Origin of the sequence: Thermobifida alba (assembly GCF_023208015.1) — a bacterium.
Lineage (GTDB): Bacteria > Actinomycetota > Actinomycetes > Streptosporangiales > Streptosporangiaceae > Thermobifida > Thermobifida alba.
Genome location: NZ_CP051627.1, coordinates 4651767 through 4668330, shown reverse-complemented (window position 1 = coordinate 4668330; position 16564 = coordinate 4651767). Strand labels below are relative to the sequence as shown.

General features: G+C 70.5%; 10 protein-coding genes. 5 read left to right on the top strand and 5 right to left on the bottom strand.

Going from position 1 to position 16564, the window contains the following annotated elements:
* Positions 1 to 207 precede the first annotated feature (207 nt).
* From FOF52_RS20910 to FOF52_RS20895, 4 genes are all read left to right on the top strand, one after another.
* The gene (locus FOF52_RS20910; RefSeq protein ID WP_248591593.1) at positions 208 to 1665 is read left to right on the top strand and encodes an RNA polymerase sigma factor; all 1458 of its coding nucleotides are present in this window, start codon (positions 208 to 210) and stop codon (positions 1663 to 1665) included.
* Positions 1666 to 2051: 386 nt separating this feature from the next.
* Positions 2052 to 3329: a glycosyltransferase family 4 protein gene (locus tag FOF52_RS20905; protein WP_248591592.1), complete on the top strand. Its 1278-nt coding sequence runs from the start codon at positions 2052 to 2054 to the stop codon at positions 3327 to 3329.
* A 74-nt stretch (positions 3330 to 3403) separates the two neighbouring features.
* Positions 3404 to 4135, top strand: coding sequence for a class I SAM-dependent methyltransferase (locus FOF52_RS20900; protein ID WP_248593963.1), 732 nt, complete (start codon positions 3404 to 3406; stop codon positions 4133 to 4135).
* The gene (locus FOF52_RS20895; RefSeq protein WP_248591591.1) at positions 4132 to 5214 is read left to right on the top strand and encodes a prenyltransferase/squalene oxidase repeat-containing protein; all 1083 of its coding nucleotides are present in this window, start codon (positions 4132 to 4134) and stop codon (positions 5212 to 5214) included. The genes FOF52_RS20900 and FOF52_RS20895 overlap by 4 nt, the downstream gene beginning before the upstream one ends.
* 76 nt (positions 5215 to 5290) lie before the next feature.
* On the opposite strand, the gene FOF52_RS20890 is transcribed toward FOF52_RS20895, so the two are convergent.
* The 5 genes from FOF52_RS20890 to FOF52_RS20870 all read right to left on the bottom strand — a co-directional run bounded on the left by FOF52_RS20890 (position 5291) and on the right by FOF52_RS20870 (position 12252).
* A complete protein-coding gene (locus FOF52_RS20890) occupies positions 5291 to 8698 on the bottom strand; it encodes a transglycosylase domain-containing protein (RefSeq protein ID WP_425265508.1) in 3408 nt (1135 codons plus the stop codon).
* A gap of 160 nt (positions 8699 to 8858) precedes the next feature.
* Complete coding sequence (locus FOF52_RS20885; protein ID WP_248591589.1) at positions 8859 to 9491, bottom strand: class I SAM-dependent methyltransferase; 633 nt, start codon at positions 9489 to 9491, stop codon at positions 8859 to 8861.
* A 68-nt stretch (positions 9492 to 9559) separates the two neighbouring features.
* A complete protein-coding gene (locus FOF52_RS20880; RefSeq protein WP_282573781.1) occupies positions 9560 to 10735 on the bottom strand; it encodes a pyridoxal phosphate-dependent aminotransferase in 1176 nt (391 codons plus the stop codon).
* A gap of 77 nt (positions 10736 to 10812) precedes the next feature.
* The gene (locus tag FOF52_RS20875) at positions 10813 to 11193 is read right to left on the bottom strand and encodes a BlaI/MecI/CopY family transcriptional regulator (RefSeq protein ID WP_248591588.1); all 381 of its coding nucleotides are present in this window, start codon (positions 11191 to 11193) and stop codon (positions 10813 to 10815) included.
* A gap of 189 nt (positions 11194 to 11382) precedes the next feature.
* On the bottom strand, positions 11383 to 12252 hold the full coding sequence (locus FOF52_RS20870; protein ID WP_248591587.1) for an SDR family NAD(P)-dependent oxidoreductase: 870 nt from the start codon (positions 12250 to 12252) through the stop codon (positions 11383 to 11385).
* A gap of 609 nt (positions 12253 to 12861) precedes the next feature.
* Here FOF52_RS20870 and FOF52_RS20865 point away from each other — a divergent pair.
* Positions 12862 to 16554 carry a multifunctional oxoglutarate decarboxylase/oxoglutarate dehydrogenase thiamine pyrophosphate-binding subunit/dihydrolipoyllysine-residue succinyltransferase subunit gene (locus FOF52_RS20865; protein ID WP_248591586.1) on the top strand — a complete coding sequence of 1231 codons (3693 nt, stop codon included), beginning with the start codon at positions 12862 to 12864 and terminating at the stop codon, positions 16552 to 16554.
* The last annotated feature ends 10 nt before the right edge of the window (positions 16555 to 16564 follow it).

Below are 16564 nucleotides of genomic sequence, written 5' to 3'. Positions count from 1 at the left end.
CCGGCCCCGCCGCGACGCCGGAGAAACCACGACACCCCTTGCTTTTTAGACAAATATTCCGAAAAGCAGAGACAAGCCCCGCCCTGGTCGCTACCGTCTCAAAGAACCCCGGCTTTTCCCTCGATTAGGGACAGACCGGAAAGCGACCGAGGAAGCGATGCGAGCGGAGGGGCTTTGACTGCGTCGCAGAGACCGGACCGACAGCGGGTGAGCGAGGACCACGCGTTCGCGACGCTCCTGCGGGAGGGGCAGGGGTACGAGCGGTGCTACGACGCGTTCGCCGCCTCGCTCTACCGCTACTGCTGGACCCTGCTCGGACCGCGGAGCGAGCAGGAGGAGGACGCCGTAGCGGCGGCCGTGCACGAGACCTTCCTGGCCGCGGTCGAGCTGCTTCCCCAGCTCCAGGACCTCGACCTGTTCCGCTCCTGGCTCTTCGCGCTGGCCAGGGCCGCGTGCGAACGGCGCGGACTCACCCCGGACTCCCCGTACGCCCTGCTCTCCGTCCACGAGGAGGAGCAGCCCTTCGTCGAGGTGCTGGGCACGCTCCCGCCCAGCCAGCGGGAACTGCTGGAGCTGTCCCTGCGGCACAGCCTGTCGCACACCCAGACCGCCGTCGTGCTGGGCCTGGACCCGGAGACCGTGAGCGACCTGTGCCGGTCCGCCGCCCAGCGGGTCGCGGACCTGGTCACCGAGAAGAACCAGGCCGAGGACGGCTCCGGGGCCCGGTGGATCATCGCGGACGTCCCGCTGGCCCTGAACTCGGTCGCGCTGCCCGGGCCGCCGCGGCACCTCCGCGAGCAGGTCGTCGCCGACTGCTCCGCCTCCGAGGCGGCCCCCCGGCGCCAGGCGGCGGCCGCCCTGGTCCGCCCCCTGGGCGCCAACGGCTTCCCCCTCCAGCGGGTCCGCGGGACCGACCCCGGCACGGCCGGTCCCGACGGTCCGGAGGCGGCGGCGGCCCCGGAGGAGCACACGGCCCCCGCCTCCTCGCTCGACGCGGACGCCGAACCGCTGTCCGCCCCCGCCGCCGCTCAGGCCTCCGAGGAGCCCCAGCGCCTGTCCGGATGGCTGCTTCCGGCCACGGCCGGGCTGGTCACCGCACTGGTCGCGTTCACCCTGTGGGGGCTCGGCGCCTTCCTGAACAGCTCCGACGACACCCTCGCGGGGGCGCTGCCGCCCGTCGACGGGGTGACCGCCAGTCCCATGTCCGAGCACGCGCCCCAGAGCACCGAACCCGACTCCGGCGGTGCGCCCCCCGTCGAGGTCTCCGAGCCGGCGTTCGAGCCCCCGCCCGCGGTGGAGCCCGAGCCCGCCGCCGAACCCGAGCCGGCACAGCCCGGCGGAGCGGACGGCGGAACGGGCGGCGGGACAGACAGCGGGACGGGTGGCGGTGCAAGCGGCGGTGCGGGCAGCAGCACGGGCGGCGGTGCGGAGTCCGGCGGCTCCGCCCCCTCGACCGGGGGAGCCGAGCCCGCGGCTCCTCCCGCGCCCCCTCCCGCACCGGCCGCCCCGCAGGAGCCGGTGTCCGAACCCCGGGAGGAGCCGGTGTCCCAGCCCGAACCGGCTCCCGCCCCCGCCCCGGAGGAGTCCCCGCGCCGGCCGGGCAGCGGGGTGGTCTCGCTGCTGGAAGGGGTGCTGGGGCTGCTGGGTCTGAGCGGCAGGCGCTGACCGCTCCACTTCCGGCGGGCGGCCCCGAGCTCCGGCTCGGGGCCGCCCGGCCGTCTTCCGGACCGCTGCCCCGCGGCCCGGGCCTCCCCCGAGCCGATGTTTTCGGTGAGCGACCGGAGGGTAACGGAGGTAGCCTCCGCCCCCGGCCGTCCGGTACCCCCGGGAAGAGCCCGGGAGCGAACTGGTGGGTAATATGCGAGGCGGGTGACGGACAGGTGGCTTGTCGACAGTGTCGGAACGGGGGGCAGCCAACACGTCGCGTCATGGACACCGCCCGACGTCCCCACCGCCCCGAGTGACTCCGCCGCCATCGTGAGCGTGCGGGACCCCGCCCGACGCCAACGGGTCGGCCCGCGGCTCCTCGCCTGTGATGGGTTGTCTGCCACATGCCTCTTGACCGTCCTCTGCGCATTGCCCTGCTCTCCTACCGAAGCAAGCCGCACTGTGGCGGCCAGGGTGTCTACGTCCGACACCTCTCCCGAGAACTCGCCGCGCTCGGACACCAGGTGCGGGTGCTGTCCGGCCAGCCCTACCCCGTTCTCGACGACGGCGTCGCACTGGACCGGATCGCCAGCCTGGACCTGTACAACGACGCCCACCCGTTCCAGGCCCCGCCGATGCGCCAGTGGCGGGACTGGATCGACGCGCTCGAAGTCACCACCATGTGGACCGCGGGCTTCCCCGAACCGCTCACCTTCTCCCTGCGGGCCCTGCGCGAACTACGGGCCCGCCGTGACGAGTTCGACGTGGTGCACGACAACCAGACCCTCGGCTACGGCCTGCTCGGCGTCCAGGCGGCCCTCCCCCTCGTCACCACCATCCACCACCCCATCACCGTGGACCGCCGCATCGAACTGGAGTCCGCCACCGGCTGGCAGCGCCTGTCCAAACGCCGCTGGTACAGCTTCGTGAACATGCAGGGCCGGGTGGCCCGTCGGCTGCGGTCCATCCTGGTTCCCTCGCGCTCCTCCGCCGAGGACGTCGCCCGCGAGTTCCGGGTGCGCCCCTCCGTCATCGACGTGGTCCCGCTCGGCGTGGACACCAGGTTCTTCCACCCCCGTCCCGACGTCTCCCGTGTCCCCGGCCGGATCGTCTGCGTGGCCAGCGCCGACAGTCCGCTCAAGGGGGTCGCGACGCTGCTGCGGGCCGTCGCCAAACTCGCCACCGAACGCGACGTCGAACTGACCGTCGTCAGCAGGCCCCAGCCGGGAGGCCCCACCGAGCAGCTCGTCGACGAACTGTCGCTGCGGGACCGCGTCACCTTCGTCAACGGCATCGACGACACCGAGCTGGCCTGCCTGCTGTCCAGTGCCCAGATCGCGGTGATCCCCTCGCTGTACGAGGGCTTCTCCCTGCCCGCCGTGGAGGCCATGGCCACCGGGACCCCGCTCGTGGCCAGCCGGGCGGGCGCCCTGCCCGAAGTGGTCGGTGAGGACGGCGCCGGACGCCTGGTGCCTCCCGGCGACGCCGAGGCGCTCTCCGCAGCGGTGGCCGAACTGCTGGACAACGACGCCGAACGCGCCCGGATGAGCGAGGCCGCCTGGCGGCGCGTCCAGGAACGCTTCACGTGGCGGGCGGTGGCCGAGGCGACCGCCCGCCACTACGTCTCCGCCATCGAGGCCGCCCGACACACCCGGACGGACCGCTCCGCCCGGGCCTCGTAGTTTCCCGTGACCCCACCGTGAACGCGTGTTCTCCGCACACGTGACACCGCAGGTACGACCAGAAGGAGCGTCCTCTGATCACCGTTGACTTCACTCTGTTCCCCGTCGGTCCCGGCAAGCGGGTGTTGGACCTGGGCTGCGGTGGCGGCCGGCACGCGTTCGAGGTCTACCGCCGAGGAGCCGACGTGGTGGCCTTCGACCAGAACGAGAACGACCTGGCCGAGGTCTCCGCCATGTTCGCCGCCATGCGCGCCGAGGGGGAGGCCCCCGCCGAGGCCGCGGCCGAGACCGTCAAGGGCGACGCGCTGGCCATGCCCTTCGACGACAACTCCTTCGACCGGGTCATCGCGGCCGAGATCATGGAGCACATCCCGCACGACACCGCCGCCATGGCCGAGATGTACCGTGTGCTCCGCCCGGGCGGCATCGCCGTCGTCACCGTGCCGAGCTGGCTGCCCGAACGTGTCTGCTGGGCGCTGTCGGAGGAGTACCACACCGTCGAGGGCGGCCACATCCGCATCTACACCCGGGCCGAACTGGAGGCCAAGCTCAAGGCCACCGGGTTCGAGATCGGCCCGCACCACCACGCGCACGCCCTGCACTCGCCCTACTGGTGGCTCAAGTGCGCGGTGGGCACCGACAACGACTCCCACCCGCTGGTGCGCGCCTACCACGACCTCCTGGTCTGGGACATGCTCAAGGCCCCCCGCCTCACCCGCCTCACCGAACGCGCGCTCAACCCGCTGATCGGCAAGAGCGTCGTCGTCTACCTCCGCAAACCACGGCACGGCGGGGACACCGGATGAGCGCGCACGACCTTCCGGAACTGCCCGGCGTCCTGCGGGCCGACGACCTCGTGCGCAGCGCCGACTACCTGCTCAACACCCAGGAGCCCTCCGGGGCGATCCCGTGGTTCCCCGGCGGCCACCTGGACGTGTGGGACCACGTCGAGTGCGCCATGGCGCTGTCCACGGTCGGCCACCACGCGGCGGCCGTGCGCGCCTACGACTGGTTGACGACGGTGCAGAACCCGGACGGCTCCTGGCCCGCGAAACTGCGCCAGGGCAGGGTCGTCGATCCCCTCCGGGAGGCCAACCACGCCGCCTACGTCGCTGTCGGCGTCTGGCACCACCTGCTGGTCAGCGGTGACGACGCGGTCGCGGAGCGGCTGTGGCCCACCGTGCGCGCCGGGATCGGTTTCGTGCTGGGCCTGCGCACCGAGCGGGGAGAGATCCTCTGGGCACGCGACACCGACGGCCGTCCGGGCGACCACGCACTGCTCACGGTGTGCGCGAGCATCCACCACTCGCTGCGCTGCGCCGTCGCGCTCGCCGAGTACCTGGACCGCCCCCAGCCGGACTGGGAGTTGGCCGCCGCGCGCCTGGCGCACCTGATCTGCGACCACGAGACGGTCTTCGCCGACCGCAGCCGCTACTCGATGGACTGGTACTACCCGATCCTGGGCGGCGCGATGCGCGGCGAGCGGGCCGAGGAGCGCCTCGCGGAGCGTTGGGACACCTTCGTGGTGCCCGGTCTGGGCATCCGCTGCGTCAGCGACCAGCCGTGGGTCACCGGGGCCGAGACCTCGGAGCTGGTGCTCGCGCTGGCCGCGGTCGGCGAGTACGACCGGGGGGCCGAACTGCTCGACTCGGTCCAGCACCTGCGCGACCCCGACGACGGCGCCTACTGGACGGGTTACCAGTTCGTCCACGACGTGCGTTGGCCGGTGGAACGCAGCACCTGGACCACCGCCGCGATGATCCTGGCCGTCGACGCGCTGTGCGGGGCCACTCCCGGAGCCCGGGTCTTCACCGCTGTCCCCGGTGCGGCGGAGCAGAGCGCCGAGGGCTGCTGCGACCGGCCGGTGGCGCTTCCGGTCAGGTGACCGGCCGGCTCCGGTGCCGGGACCGTGCAACAGGGTGCGGGCCGCCTCCCCTCCCGGGAGGCGGCCCGCACCCCTGTCAGCCTGTCGGCGACCACCCCTCGGTCGTTCCGCTTCCGGGGTCTCCGGGGGGCGGGATGCCGGGCTGGGGCACCTCGGGCTCGGGGACCACGGGCTCGGGGACCACGGGCTCGGGAACCACGGGCTGGGGCACCTCGGGTGCGGGGACCGCGGGCTGCCCGTTCTCCGGAGCCGACTCCTCGGAGGTGCTCTCGTCCGTCGTGGTTTCCTCCGGTTCGGGCGCCGGCGCCCAGTTCGGCGATGATCCGCCGAACGTCGGCGAGGGGAAGTCCTTGACGGGTTCGCCCTCCAGTGCCTTCTGCATGAAGGTGCGCCACACCGTCGCCGGGAGGGTGCCGCCGGACAGGGTGCCCCAGCCGGGCACGGAGAACCTCTCGTTGTCGCCGCTGTAGATGCCCACCGCCGCGGACAGCTGCGGCGTGTAGCCGACGAACCAGGCGGCGACGCTGCCGTTGGTGGTCCCGGTCTTGCCCGCCGCGGGGCGTCCGATACCGGCCGCGGTGCCGGTACCCGAGTTGATCACCTGGCGCATCGCATAGGTGGCGTCGGCCGCCTGCTCCTCGGTGAGCACCCGCTTGCGTTCCGGTTCGGGGCGCTCCTCCTCCCCTTCCTTGTTGATGATGGAGGAGACGACGTGCGTCTCGATGTGCTCGCCGCCGTTGGCGAAGGTGGCGTAGCCGCCCGCCTGGTCGGTGGGGCTCACGCTGTTGGCGCCCAGCGGCAGCACCGGCACCAGGTCGATGCTGCCCTCGGGCAGCCCCATGTCGTAGGCGGTCTCGGCGACCTTCTCCAGTCCGACCCGCTCGGCCAGGTCGATGTAGCCGAGGTTGTTGGAGACGGTGGTGGCCTGGATGAGGTTCATCGCGCCACCGGGGGCGTTGCCCGCGTTCTGGATCATGGTGCCGTTGATGTACCGCGGCCCGTTGCCGTTCACCACGGTGTACAGCCCCAGCCCGTCCTTGAGGGCGGCGGCCAGCACGTACGGCTTCATCGCCGACCCCGCCTGCGCGGTGCCCAGGAACGCGCTGTCGTACTGGTTCTCGAAGTAGTCCTGGCCCCCGTAGAAGGCCACCACTCCTCCGGTGGACGGGTCGACCACGCTGAGTCCGACCCGCACCCCCTCCGGCAGGTCGTCGACGGGCACGGTCTCCTGCACGGCCTCGTAGGCCGCCTCCATCAGGTCCGGGTCGAAGGTGGTGTGGATCTCGTAGCCGCCCCGGTTGATGTTGTCCTCGCTGTAGCCGAGCTCCTCCAGCTCCTTCATGGCCTGCTGGAACATGTAGCCCTTGTAGCCGCTCAGGTCGATGTTGTCCTGGGGCCGTTCCGGCAGCGGCTTGGGGAACTCGTACTCCGCGGCCTCGGCCTCGGTGATGGACCCCATGTCCACCAGGCCGTTGACCACGTACTCCCAGCGGTTCTCCATCTCGGGCGTGGTGTCGCTGTCGGCGAACCCGAACTTGGTGGGCTGCTGGATGGCCGCGGCCAGGAACGCCGCCTCGTCGGGGGTGAGGTCGCCGACGTTCTTGTCGTAGTAGGCCTCGGCTGCGGCCTGGATACCGTAGGCGTTGCGCCCGAAGTAGATGGTGTTGAGGTACTGCTCCAGGATCCACTCCTTGGGCTGGGAGCGGTCGACCTTGAGCGCGATGATGATCTCCTTGAGCTTGCGCTCGATGGTCTGCTCCTGGCTGAGTCCCTCGTAGTAGTTGCGCACGAACTGCTGGGTGATGGTGGACCCGCCCTGGACCTGCTTTCCGGTGACGGTGGACCAGACCGCGCGCGCCGTACCGGTGAGGGAGACGCCCGGCTCGTCCCAGAAGCCGCGGTTCTCCGCGGAGAGGATGGCGTTCTGGACGTGTTCGGGAACGCTGTCGAGGGAGACGGGCTTGCGGTTGACGCCGCGTTCGGTGAGGACCGAGCCGTCGGCGTAGTAGAAGACGGAGCCCTGCGCGGTGGCGTCGGCCTGGGCGGCGTCGGGGACCTCGAAGGCCGTGTAGGCGTAGGCGAAGCCGCCGGCCACGAGGCCGACGAGGAGCACCGCCGCGATCAGCCCGACACGGGTGATGCGCCACCACAGCGGTTTCTTGCGTTTGGGTTTGCCCTTCTTGTTCTTGCCTTTGCCGTCAGGGCCGGCGCCGCCCGCCGCGGTGGTGGTGGGCGGGGGCGGGGTGGCGGGTCCGGAGTCGCCCGTCCGCCCGGCCGACTTCATGAAGCGTGGGGGCAGGGGGCGCCGTCGGGAACCGGGGTCGGCCGGGTTGTGGCTGAAGACCGCGGTGGTCTCGGAGGTCGGTGCGGAGGGGGGTGCGGGCTGTTCCGGGGCCGCTCCCACGGCCGGGACCTGGATGGTGGCCTCGTCGAGGCCGGAGGACTGTCCGGCGGCCGGTGCGGACGGCTGGATCCGCTCAGTCTCCTCCTCATCGACCGACCCGGAGCCCGAACCGATCCGCTCAGTCTCCTCCTCGTCAACCGACCCGGAGCCCGAACCGATCCGCTCAGTCTCCTCCTCATCGACCGACCCGGAGCCCGAACCGATCCGCTCAGTCTCCTCCTCATCGACCGACCCGGAGCCCGAACCGATCCGCTCAGTCTCCTCCTCGTCAACCGACCCGGAGCCCGAACCGATCCGCTCAGTCTCCTCCTCGTCAACCGACCCGGAGCCCGAACCGATCCGCTCAGTCTCCTCCTCGTCAACCGACCCGGAGCCCGAACCGATCCGCTCAGTCTCCTCCTCATCGACCGACCCGGAGCCCGAACCGATCCGCTCAGTCTCCTCCTCGTCAACCGACCCGGAGCCCGAACCGATCCGCTCAGTCTCCTCCTCGTCAACCGACCCGGAGCCCGAACCGATCCGCTCAGTCTCCTCCTCATCGACCGACCCGGAGCCCGAACCGATCCGCTCAGTCTCCTCCTCGTCAACCGACCCGGAGCCCGAACCGATCCGCTCAGTCTCCTCCTCGTCAACCGACCCGGAGCTCTCGGCCTCCTGGTCGGTGTCCTCCGCCGGCGGCGTGGTCCCGGCCGGTCCGTCCTGGTCGTCGGACCGCTGCTCGTCCCCGCCGTCGGCGTTCACGGGATCGGTACCCTTCCCTCCGTTCTCGTCGAAGTCGAGTCCGTACTCCTCGGCCAGGCTGCGTGCCACCCTGTCCCGGAAGAAGCTGCCGCTGTCCTTGAAGGCGCTGGCCTCAAGGTAGGGGGAGTCGCCGTCCGAGGCGAACCATTCGGGCTCGCCTTTGTCCTCGGTCGCGTCTCCGTCCTCGGCGACACGGTCGGCGTCGTCCTCGGAACCGGACTCGTTGCCGTTCACATCGTCTCTTGTCACGGAAGAATCGGCGACAGTCGCTTCCTCGGTCTCAGGGCGCGGAATGTTGTCGCCGTTGCTGCTCTCGCTCAGTTCGTCGCCCCCTGGCATCGTCGCTCCCCACACTTTGCAAGCGCTAACGATTTGACGCGCAGACGGGGGCGATGGGTTCACGAAAAGGTCGTTTTGAGACAGGCGTTACTGGGGGCCGCCTGCTCCCTGCCGTTTACGATACCGGCCTTCGGTGACGGAGCGGCCATCCTGCTGTTACTCAGCGTTGACGATGCAGCACCCGTAGCGATCCCTGGGCCCGTACCTCGACGAACTCCCCGGAGTCCAACGCCCGCCGGTAGATGTTGTAGGGCGGCCGTCCGCCGTCCGCCGGATCGGGGAACACGTCGTGGATGACCAGGGCGCCTCCGGGGCGCACGTGCGGACTCCACCCGGCGTAGTCGGCCTGGGCGGCCTCCTCGGTGTGCCCGCCGTCGATGAAGAGCATGCCCAGCGGGGTGTTCCACAGGCGCGCCACCTCGGCGGAGCGGCCCACCACCGCGATCACCTGGTCCTCCAGGTCGGCGGCCGCCATGGTCTCCCGGAAGGCGCCCACGGTGTCCAGTCGTCCGGTCGTCGGGTTCACCAGGGAGGGGTCGTGGTACTCCCAGCCCACCTGGTGCTCCTCGGAGCCGTGGTGGTGGTCCACGGTGACGACGACGCCGCCGACCTGGCGGACGGCCGCGCCCAGGAACACGGTGGACTTGCCGCAGTAGGTGCCGATCTCCAGCACCGGCCCCAGGTGGGCGTGGGCCAGCGCGGTCTCGTACAGGACGAGCCCTTCGTCCGTCGGCATGAAGCCCTTGGCGTCCTCGGCCACGCGCAGCAGGTGGTCGGGCATGGGTGTGGTCACGGCCGTCCTCTCGTCCCCGGTCCGCCGCGTCCCGCCGGCGGACCCGCGGTCCTCTTCCGCCGGGTACGCTACCGGCCGCCCCACGAACGCAGTCGGGCGGCGGCCTCGTCCAGCACCTCGTCCCGTTTGCAGAAGGCGAACCGGACCAGGTGGCGCCCCTCGCGTTCGTCGGCGTAGAAGACCTGCGCCGGTACGGCCGCGACCCCGGCCTGGCGGACCAGGGAGCGGACCAGCCGGGCTCCGTCGTCGTGGCCGAGCGGGCGGATGTCGGCCATCACGAAGTAGGAGCCCTGGGTGCGTCCCACCCCGAAGCCCGCGGCGGCCAGTCCGGCGGCCAGCCGGTCGCGTTTGGCCTGGAGCGCGTCGCGCTGGGCGCGCACCCAGTCCATCCCGTCGCGCAGTGCGTCGGCGACGGCGAGCTGCTGGGCGCCGTTGGCCGCGTAGGTCAGGAACTGGTTGACGGTGCGCACCGCCCGCACCAGGGGTTCCGGTCCCGTGACCCAGCCGACCTTCCATCCGGTGACGGAGAAGGTCTTGCCCGCCGAGGAGACGCTGAGCGTGCGCTCGGCCATGCCGGGAAGCGCGGCCAGCGGCAGGTGCGCCACCCCGTCGAAGGTCAGGTGTTCGTAGACCTCGTCGGTGAGCGCGATGACGTCGTTCTCCCGGCACAGCTGCGCGATCAGCGTCAGCTCCTCCGCGGTGAACACGGTGCCCGTGGGGTTGTGCGGGGTGTTGACGATGATCATCCGGGTGCGGGGGGTGATCGCGGCGGCCAGTTCGTCGGGGTCGAAGGTGTACCTGGCGTCGTCCGCGGACGGCCGCAGCGTCACCGGGCGTCGCACTCCCTGGGCGAGTGCGATGACGGCGGAGTAGGAGTCGTACATCGGCTCGAACAGCACGACCTCGTCGCCGGGTTCGACCAGGGCGAGCACGCTCGCGGCGATTCCGGCGGTGGCTCCGACGGTGACGTACACCTCGGTCTCGGGGTCGTGGGTCAGGCCGTAGCGCTCCGCGCGGTCCGCGGCGACCGCGGCGCGCAGTTCGATCCGCCCGTACCCGGGCGGATACTGGTTGACTCCCTCCCGGATGTGCCGGGCCGCCCCCTCCAGCAGGGAGTCCGGTCCGTCGGTGTCCGGGAAGCCCTGTCCCAGGTTGATGGCGCCGGCCTCCTCGGCCAGCCGGGTCATCTCGGCGAAGACGGTCTCGCCGAACCCGCTCATCCGCGTCACCAGAGGTTCGTCCACGGCCCCACCCTAGTCCGCCTCTCCCCCGGACCGGGTTGTGTGCCGCGGCGGTCCGGTGCGGGCCTACCGCGTCCCGGTCACGACGCGATCCCCCGGCGCAGGCGGACCTCGGCGAGCGCCTCGTGCAGGCGCGCCATCTCCTCGTCGCTGAACCCCTCGATGAGGCGGATCATGGTCGCTTCGCGGTCCCCTCCCTCGCGCAGCACTTCGCTCATGACCCGCGCGGTGTGCTCCTCCCGGCTCTCCCGAGGCTGGTACCGCCACGCCCGCCCCACCTTCTCGCGGTGCAGCACCCCCTTGTTGAACAGGATGTTGGCGACGGTCATGACGGTCGTGTAGGCGACATCGCGCCGGTAGGTCATGGTTTCACGGATCTCGCGGACCGCGAGTGCGCGGTCCGCGGTCCACAGGGCGTCCATGATGGCGGCCTCCAACTCGCCGAACTCCCTCGTCTTCATTTGTCCCCACCTCCAGGGCAGCATGCTAGAAGCGGGGATGCGCCAATCAGGGCGGAACGCGGCCTGGCGCACCGATCCGTGCCCTTCTCCGGACAGAACCGCCGTTTTCACCGTCGCGGGGGCGATCCAGCCCGTGAATTCGGGAACCGGGGACGCGTTTCCGTGCCCCGCCCGGCGGCCGGGGCCCCCTCAGAGCAGTCCCCGGATGTGGAGGTCGGTCTGCTCCGCCAGGTTGCGCGGGATGACGTAGGGGCGTTCGGCGTTGATGTCGGGCCAGTTGTCCTGGACCTCCTCGGCGGTACCGCGCTCCAGCACCACGCCCGGGCCCTCGGCCACGAACACCCGGGCGATCCGGCCGCCGCCCACCGAGTAGACCTCTCCGGTGGTGGGGCAGTCCTCGTGGGCCAGCCACAGCACCAGCGGGGTGACCTTCTCCGGGCTGAGCACGGCCGCGGCGTCCGCGGGGAACAGGTCCTCGGTCATCCGGGTGTAGGCGATGGGGGCGATGGCGTTGGCGTTGATGTCGTACTTGGCGCCTTCGATCGCCAGGGTCTTGGTGAGTCCGACGACGCCCATTTTGGCGGCCGAGTAGTTGCTCTGCCCGAAGTTGCCGAACAGCCCCGAGGGCGAGGTGGTGTTGACGATCCGGCCGTAGCCGTACTCCCGCAGGTGTCCGAAGGCCGCGTGGGACACCAGGAAGGAGCCGCGCAGGTGGACGGCCAGCACCTCGTCCCACTCCCGGGGGGAGATGTTCTTGAAGGACCGGTCGCGCAGGATTCCCGCGTTGTTGACGATCACGTCCACCCGGCCGAAGGTGTCGGTGGCCTTCTCGATCAGCGACTGCGCGCCCTCCTCGGTGGAGATGTCCGCGGTGTGGACCAGGGCGCTGCCCCCGTGGGTGCGGATGCGGGCCGCCACCGTGGCGGCGGCCTGCGCGTCGAGGTCGTTGACCACCACCTTGGCCCCGCGCGCGGCGAACCCGAGGGCGTGGGAGCGGCCCAGTCCGTGTCCGGCTCCGGTGATGACGGCGACTCTTCCGTCGAACCGCAGCTCGCCCATTGCTTCCTCCTCCGTGAGGCGTCCGGGATCGGGGTTCCCCGGGCGCGGGGTCGGGGAAACCGGCCGGTCGCCGGTCGTCCCCTCGCGGTGCGCGGGCGCGGTCGGCGCAGCACCGCCGTCCGCCGCGGCACCACGGGGCCAGAGGAAAGTACCCGATCCGCGCCCGGTGCGCGGTCGTTTTGGGACACGGTTTCGACACGGGGCGCTCCGCCCCGGGCGGGACGCGCCGGAACCGGCGCGATGTCCGCTTTTGAGCTGCTTCGACGGCCCTCCCCCACCACCTGTGCAAAAATGTGAAGCAGATCACAGGATTAGCCGCAAGCGGAGGTGGGGATGTTGCACGGGACACCGCCCAACTCCGCTCTCCAGCAGCAGGGCACCGGCGATCCTCGCTGGTGCCTCCCTTGATTTGTGAATAAATGTTAGGTATATCCCAGCGTGGCACTGTGCTGGAGGTGCCGCGGGTGCCTCTGGCAAAGTAGCCTGTTACCACGAGACGGGCCGCTGGGGCCTGCCCTGGCGTGGTCACACGCAGTACAGCCACATCCACCTGACCACCCGTCTCACCATCAATTCACAAGCGAGCTGCGGAAGAGGGCGATCTCCGCCGTGTCGTCTGAGGCATCCCAACCCCTGACCGATTTCGGCCCGAACGAGTGGTTGGTCGACGAGCTTCACCGGAAGTACCTCGCCGACCCCAACTCTGTTGACAAGGCATGGTGGAACTTCTTCGCGGACTACAAGTCCGGATCCGCCGCCGACGGGGCAACCTCCCCTGCCAAGGGCACCTCATCCGTCGGAAACGGTGCCAGCGGCGCGGCCAAGGCCGCGGCCCCGAAGGCAGCCACCGGCGGCGCGGCCAAGGCCTCCCCCGCCCGATCTGCCGCGACCACGTCCGCATCCGCCACGAAGCCCGAGGGCGCTGCCGGTGAGGCGCTCGCGGTGTCCGAGGAACGGCTCCGCGGAGCGTCGGCGCGCACCGCCGCCAACATGGAGTCCAGCCTCGCCCTGCCCACCGCCACGAGTGTGCGGTCGGTGCCGGTGAAGCTGCTGTTCGACAACCGCATCGTGATCAACAACCACCTGCGGCGCGGACAGGGCGGCAAGGTCTCCTTCACCCACCTGATCGGCTACGCCATGGTCAAGGCGCTGGAGTCGGTCCCGGTGATGAACTACTCCTACACCGAGATCGACGGCAAGCCCGCCGTGGTCAAGCCCGAGCACGTCAACTTCGGGCTGGCGATCGACCTGGCCAAGTCGGACGGCTCCCGGCAGCTGGTGGTGCCGAACATCAAGGCCGCCGACACCATGAACTTCAAGGAGTTCTGGAGCGCCTACGAGGAGGTGGTGCGCAAGGCCCGCACCAACAAGCTCACCGTGGCGGACTTCCAGGGCACCACCATCAGCCTCACCAACCCGGGCGGTATCGGCACCGTGCACTCGGTGCCGCGGCTGATGCCGGGCCAGGGCACCATCCTGGGCGTGGGCGCCATGGAGTACCCGGCCGAGTTCCAGGGCGCCTCCCCGGAGACCCTGAACGACCTGGCCATCAGCAAGGTCATGACGCTGACCTCCACCTACGACCACCGCATCATCCAGGGTGCGCAGTCGGGCGAGTTCCTGCGCACCATCCACCAGCTGCTGCTCGGCGAGGACGGCTTCTACGACGAGATCTTCGAGGCCCTGCGCATCCCCTACGAACCGGTGCGCTGGGTGCAGGACATCTCGATCAACCGGGACAGCCAGCTCGACAAGGCCACCCGGGTCCAGGAGCTCATCCACGCCTACCGCGTGCGCGGGCACCTGATGGCCAACACCGACCCGCTGGAGTACAAGCAGCGCCGCCACCCCGACCTCGACGTCCTGGAACACGGCCTCACGCTGTGGGACCTGGACCGCGAGTTCCCCACCGGCGGCTTCGGCGGCAAGCCGGTCATGACGCTCCGCGAGATCCTGGGCGTGCTGCGCGACACCTACTGCCGCACGGTGGGTATCGAGTACATGCACATCCAGAGCCCCGAGGAACGGGAGTGGATCCAGGCCCGCGTCGAGCGGGAGCCGGAGAAGATCAGCCGCGAGGAGCAGCTGCACATCCTGCGCCGCCTCAACAGCGCCGAGGCGTTCGAGACCTTCCTCCAGACCAAGTACGTGGGTCAGAAGCGCTTCTCCCTGGAGGGCGGAGAGTCCCTGATCCCGCTGCTGGACGGGGTGATCTCCAAGGCCGCCAAGGCCCAGCTGGACGAGGTCGTCATCGGCATGGCGCACCGCGGCCGCCTCAACGTGCTGGCCAACATCTGCGGCAAGTCCTACGCGCAGATCTTCGGCGAGTTCGAGGGCAACCTCGACCCGCGCAGCGCCCACGGGTCGGGCGACGTCAAGTACCACCTGGGCACCGAGGGCACCTTCACCACGCCCGACGGTGAGAAGATCGCGATCACGCTGGCCGCCAACCCCAGCCACCTGGAGACCGTCAACCCGGTCGCCGAGGGCATCGTGCGCGCCAAGCAGGACGTCCTCAACAAGGGCTCCAACGGCTTCACCGTCCTGCCGATCCTGATCCACGGCGACGCCGCGTTCGCCGGTCAGGGCGTGGTGGCCGAGACCCTGAACCTGTCGCAGCTGCGCGGCTACCGCACCGGCGGCACCGTGCACATCATCGTCAACAACCAGGTGGGCTTCACCACCTCGCCCAAGGACAGCCGCTCCAGCGTCTACGCCACCGACGTGGCCCGCATGGTCCAGGCGCCGATCTTCCACGTCAACGGGGACGACCCCGAGGCCGTGGTCCGGGTGGCCCAGCTGGCCTTCGCCTACCGGCAGGCGTTCAACAAGGACGTCGTCATCGACCTGGTCTGCTACCGGCGTCGCGGGCACAACGAGGCCGACAACCCCTCGTTCACCCAGCCGCTGATGTACGACGTGATCGACGCCAAGCGGTCCACCCGCAAGCTGTACACCGAGGCGCTGATCGGCCGCGGCGACATCTCCGTGGAGGAGGCCGAGCAGGCGCTGCGCGACTACCAGGAGCAGCTGGAGCGCGCCTTCACCGAGACCCGCGAGGCCGCGAAGAACCCGATCGAACCGGGGTCGGTGATCAAGCCCGAGGTGTTCACCGAGGGCAGGATCGACCACTCCGCCACCGAGACGGCGGTCAGCGAGGAGGTCATCAAGCGGGTGGTGGAGACCCAGGTCTCGCTGCCGGAGGGCTTCACCGTGCACCCGAGGCTGCTGCCCCAGCTGCAGCGCCGCGTCCGGATGGTCGAGGAGGACGCGATCGACTGGGCGCTCGGCGAGACGCTGGCGTTCGGCTCGCTGCTGATCGACGGCCACCCGGTGCGCCTGGTCGGCCAGGACAGCCGCCGCGGCACCTTCGGCCAGCGGCACGCCGTCCTGGTGGACCGCAAGACCGGTGCGGAGCACACCCCGCTCAAGGCCTTCGACCGGGGCACCTCGAAGTTCTACGTGCACGACTCGCTGCTGAGCGAGTACGCGGCCCTGGGCTTCGAGTACGGCTACTCGTTGGAACGCCCCGACGCCCTGGTCGCCTGGGAGGCGCAGTTCGGCGACTTCGTCAACGGCGCGCAGACCGTCATCGACGAGTACATCAGCTCGGGTGAGCAGAAGTGGGGCCAGCGCTCCAGCGTCACCCTGCTGCTGCCGCACGGGTACGAGGGCCAGGGACCGGACCACTCCTCCGCGCGCATCGAGCGCTTCCTGCAGCTGTGCGCGCAGGAGAACATGACGGTCACCATCCCGACGACCCCGGCGAACTACTTCCACCTGCTGCGCTGGCAGGTGAAGTCGCCGTACCAGCGTCCGCTGATCGTGTTCACGCCCAAGTCGATGCTGCGGCACAAGGCGGCGGTCTCGGCGGTCTCGGAGTTCACCTCCGGATCGTTCCAGCCGCTCATCCCGGACACCAGCGGTATCGCGCCGGACGACGTGCGGCGCGTGGTGCTGTGCTCCGGCAAGCTCTACTACGAGCTGGACGCCGCCCGGAAGAAGACCGGGGACACCCACACCGCGATCATCCGGGTGGAGCGGCTCTACCCGCTGCCGATCGACGAGATCCGCCAGCAGCTCAAGGCCTTCCCCAACGCGGGCGAGGTGCTGTGGGTGCAGGAGGAGCCGGCGAACATGGGGCCGTGGCCGTTCGTGGCGCTGGTCTTCTCCGAGCAGCTCGACCGCCCGTTCACCCGGGTGTCGCGTTCCGCGAGCTCCTCTCCCGCCGCGGGTTCCGCCAAGCGGCACGAGGTGGAGCAGCAGGCTCTGGTGAACACCGTCTTCCCGCCGACCGCCTGAGGCAGGAGGC

Excerpts from the sequence above, each read along its gene's own strand:
- FOF52_RS20895 (WP_248591591.1), top strand. The coding sequence starts at position 4,132 with ATGAGCGCGCACGACCTTCCGGAACTGCCCGGCGTCCTGCGGGCCGAC.
- FOF52_RS20875 (WP_248591588.1), bottom strand. The coding sequence starts at position 11,193 with ATGAAGACGAGGGAGTTCGGCGAGTTGGAGGCCGCCATCATGGACGCC.
- FOF52_RS20870 (WP_248591587.1), bottom strand. The coding sequence starts at position 12,252 with ATGGGCGAGCTGCGGTTCGACGGAAGAGTCGCCGTCATCACCGGAGCC.
- FOF52_RS20905 (WP_248591592.1), top strand. The coding sequence starts at position 2,052 with ATGCCTCTTGACCGTCCTCTGCGCATTGCCCTGCTCTCCTACCGAAGC.
- FOF52_RS20890 (WP_425265508.1), bottom strand. The coding sequence starts at position 8,698 with ATGCCAGGGGGCGACGAACTGAGCGAGAGCAGCAACGGCGACAACATT.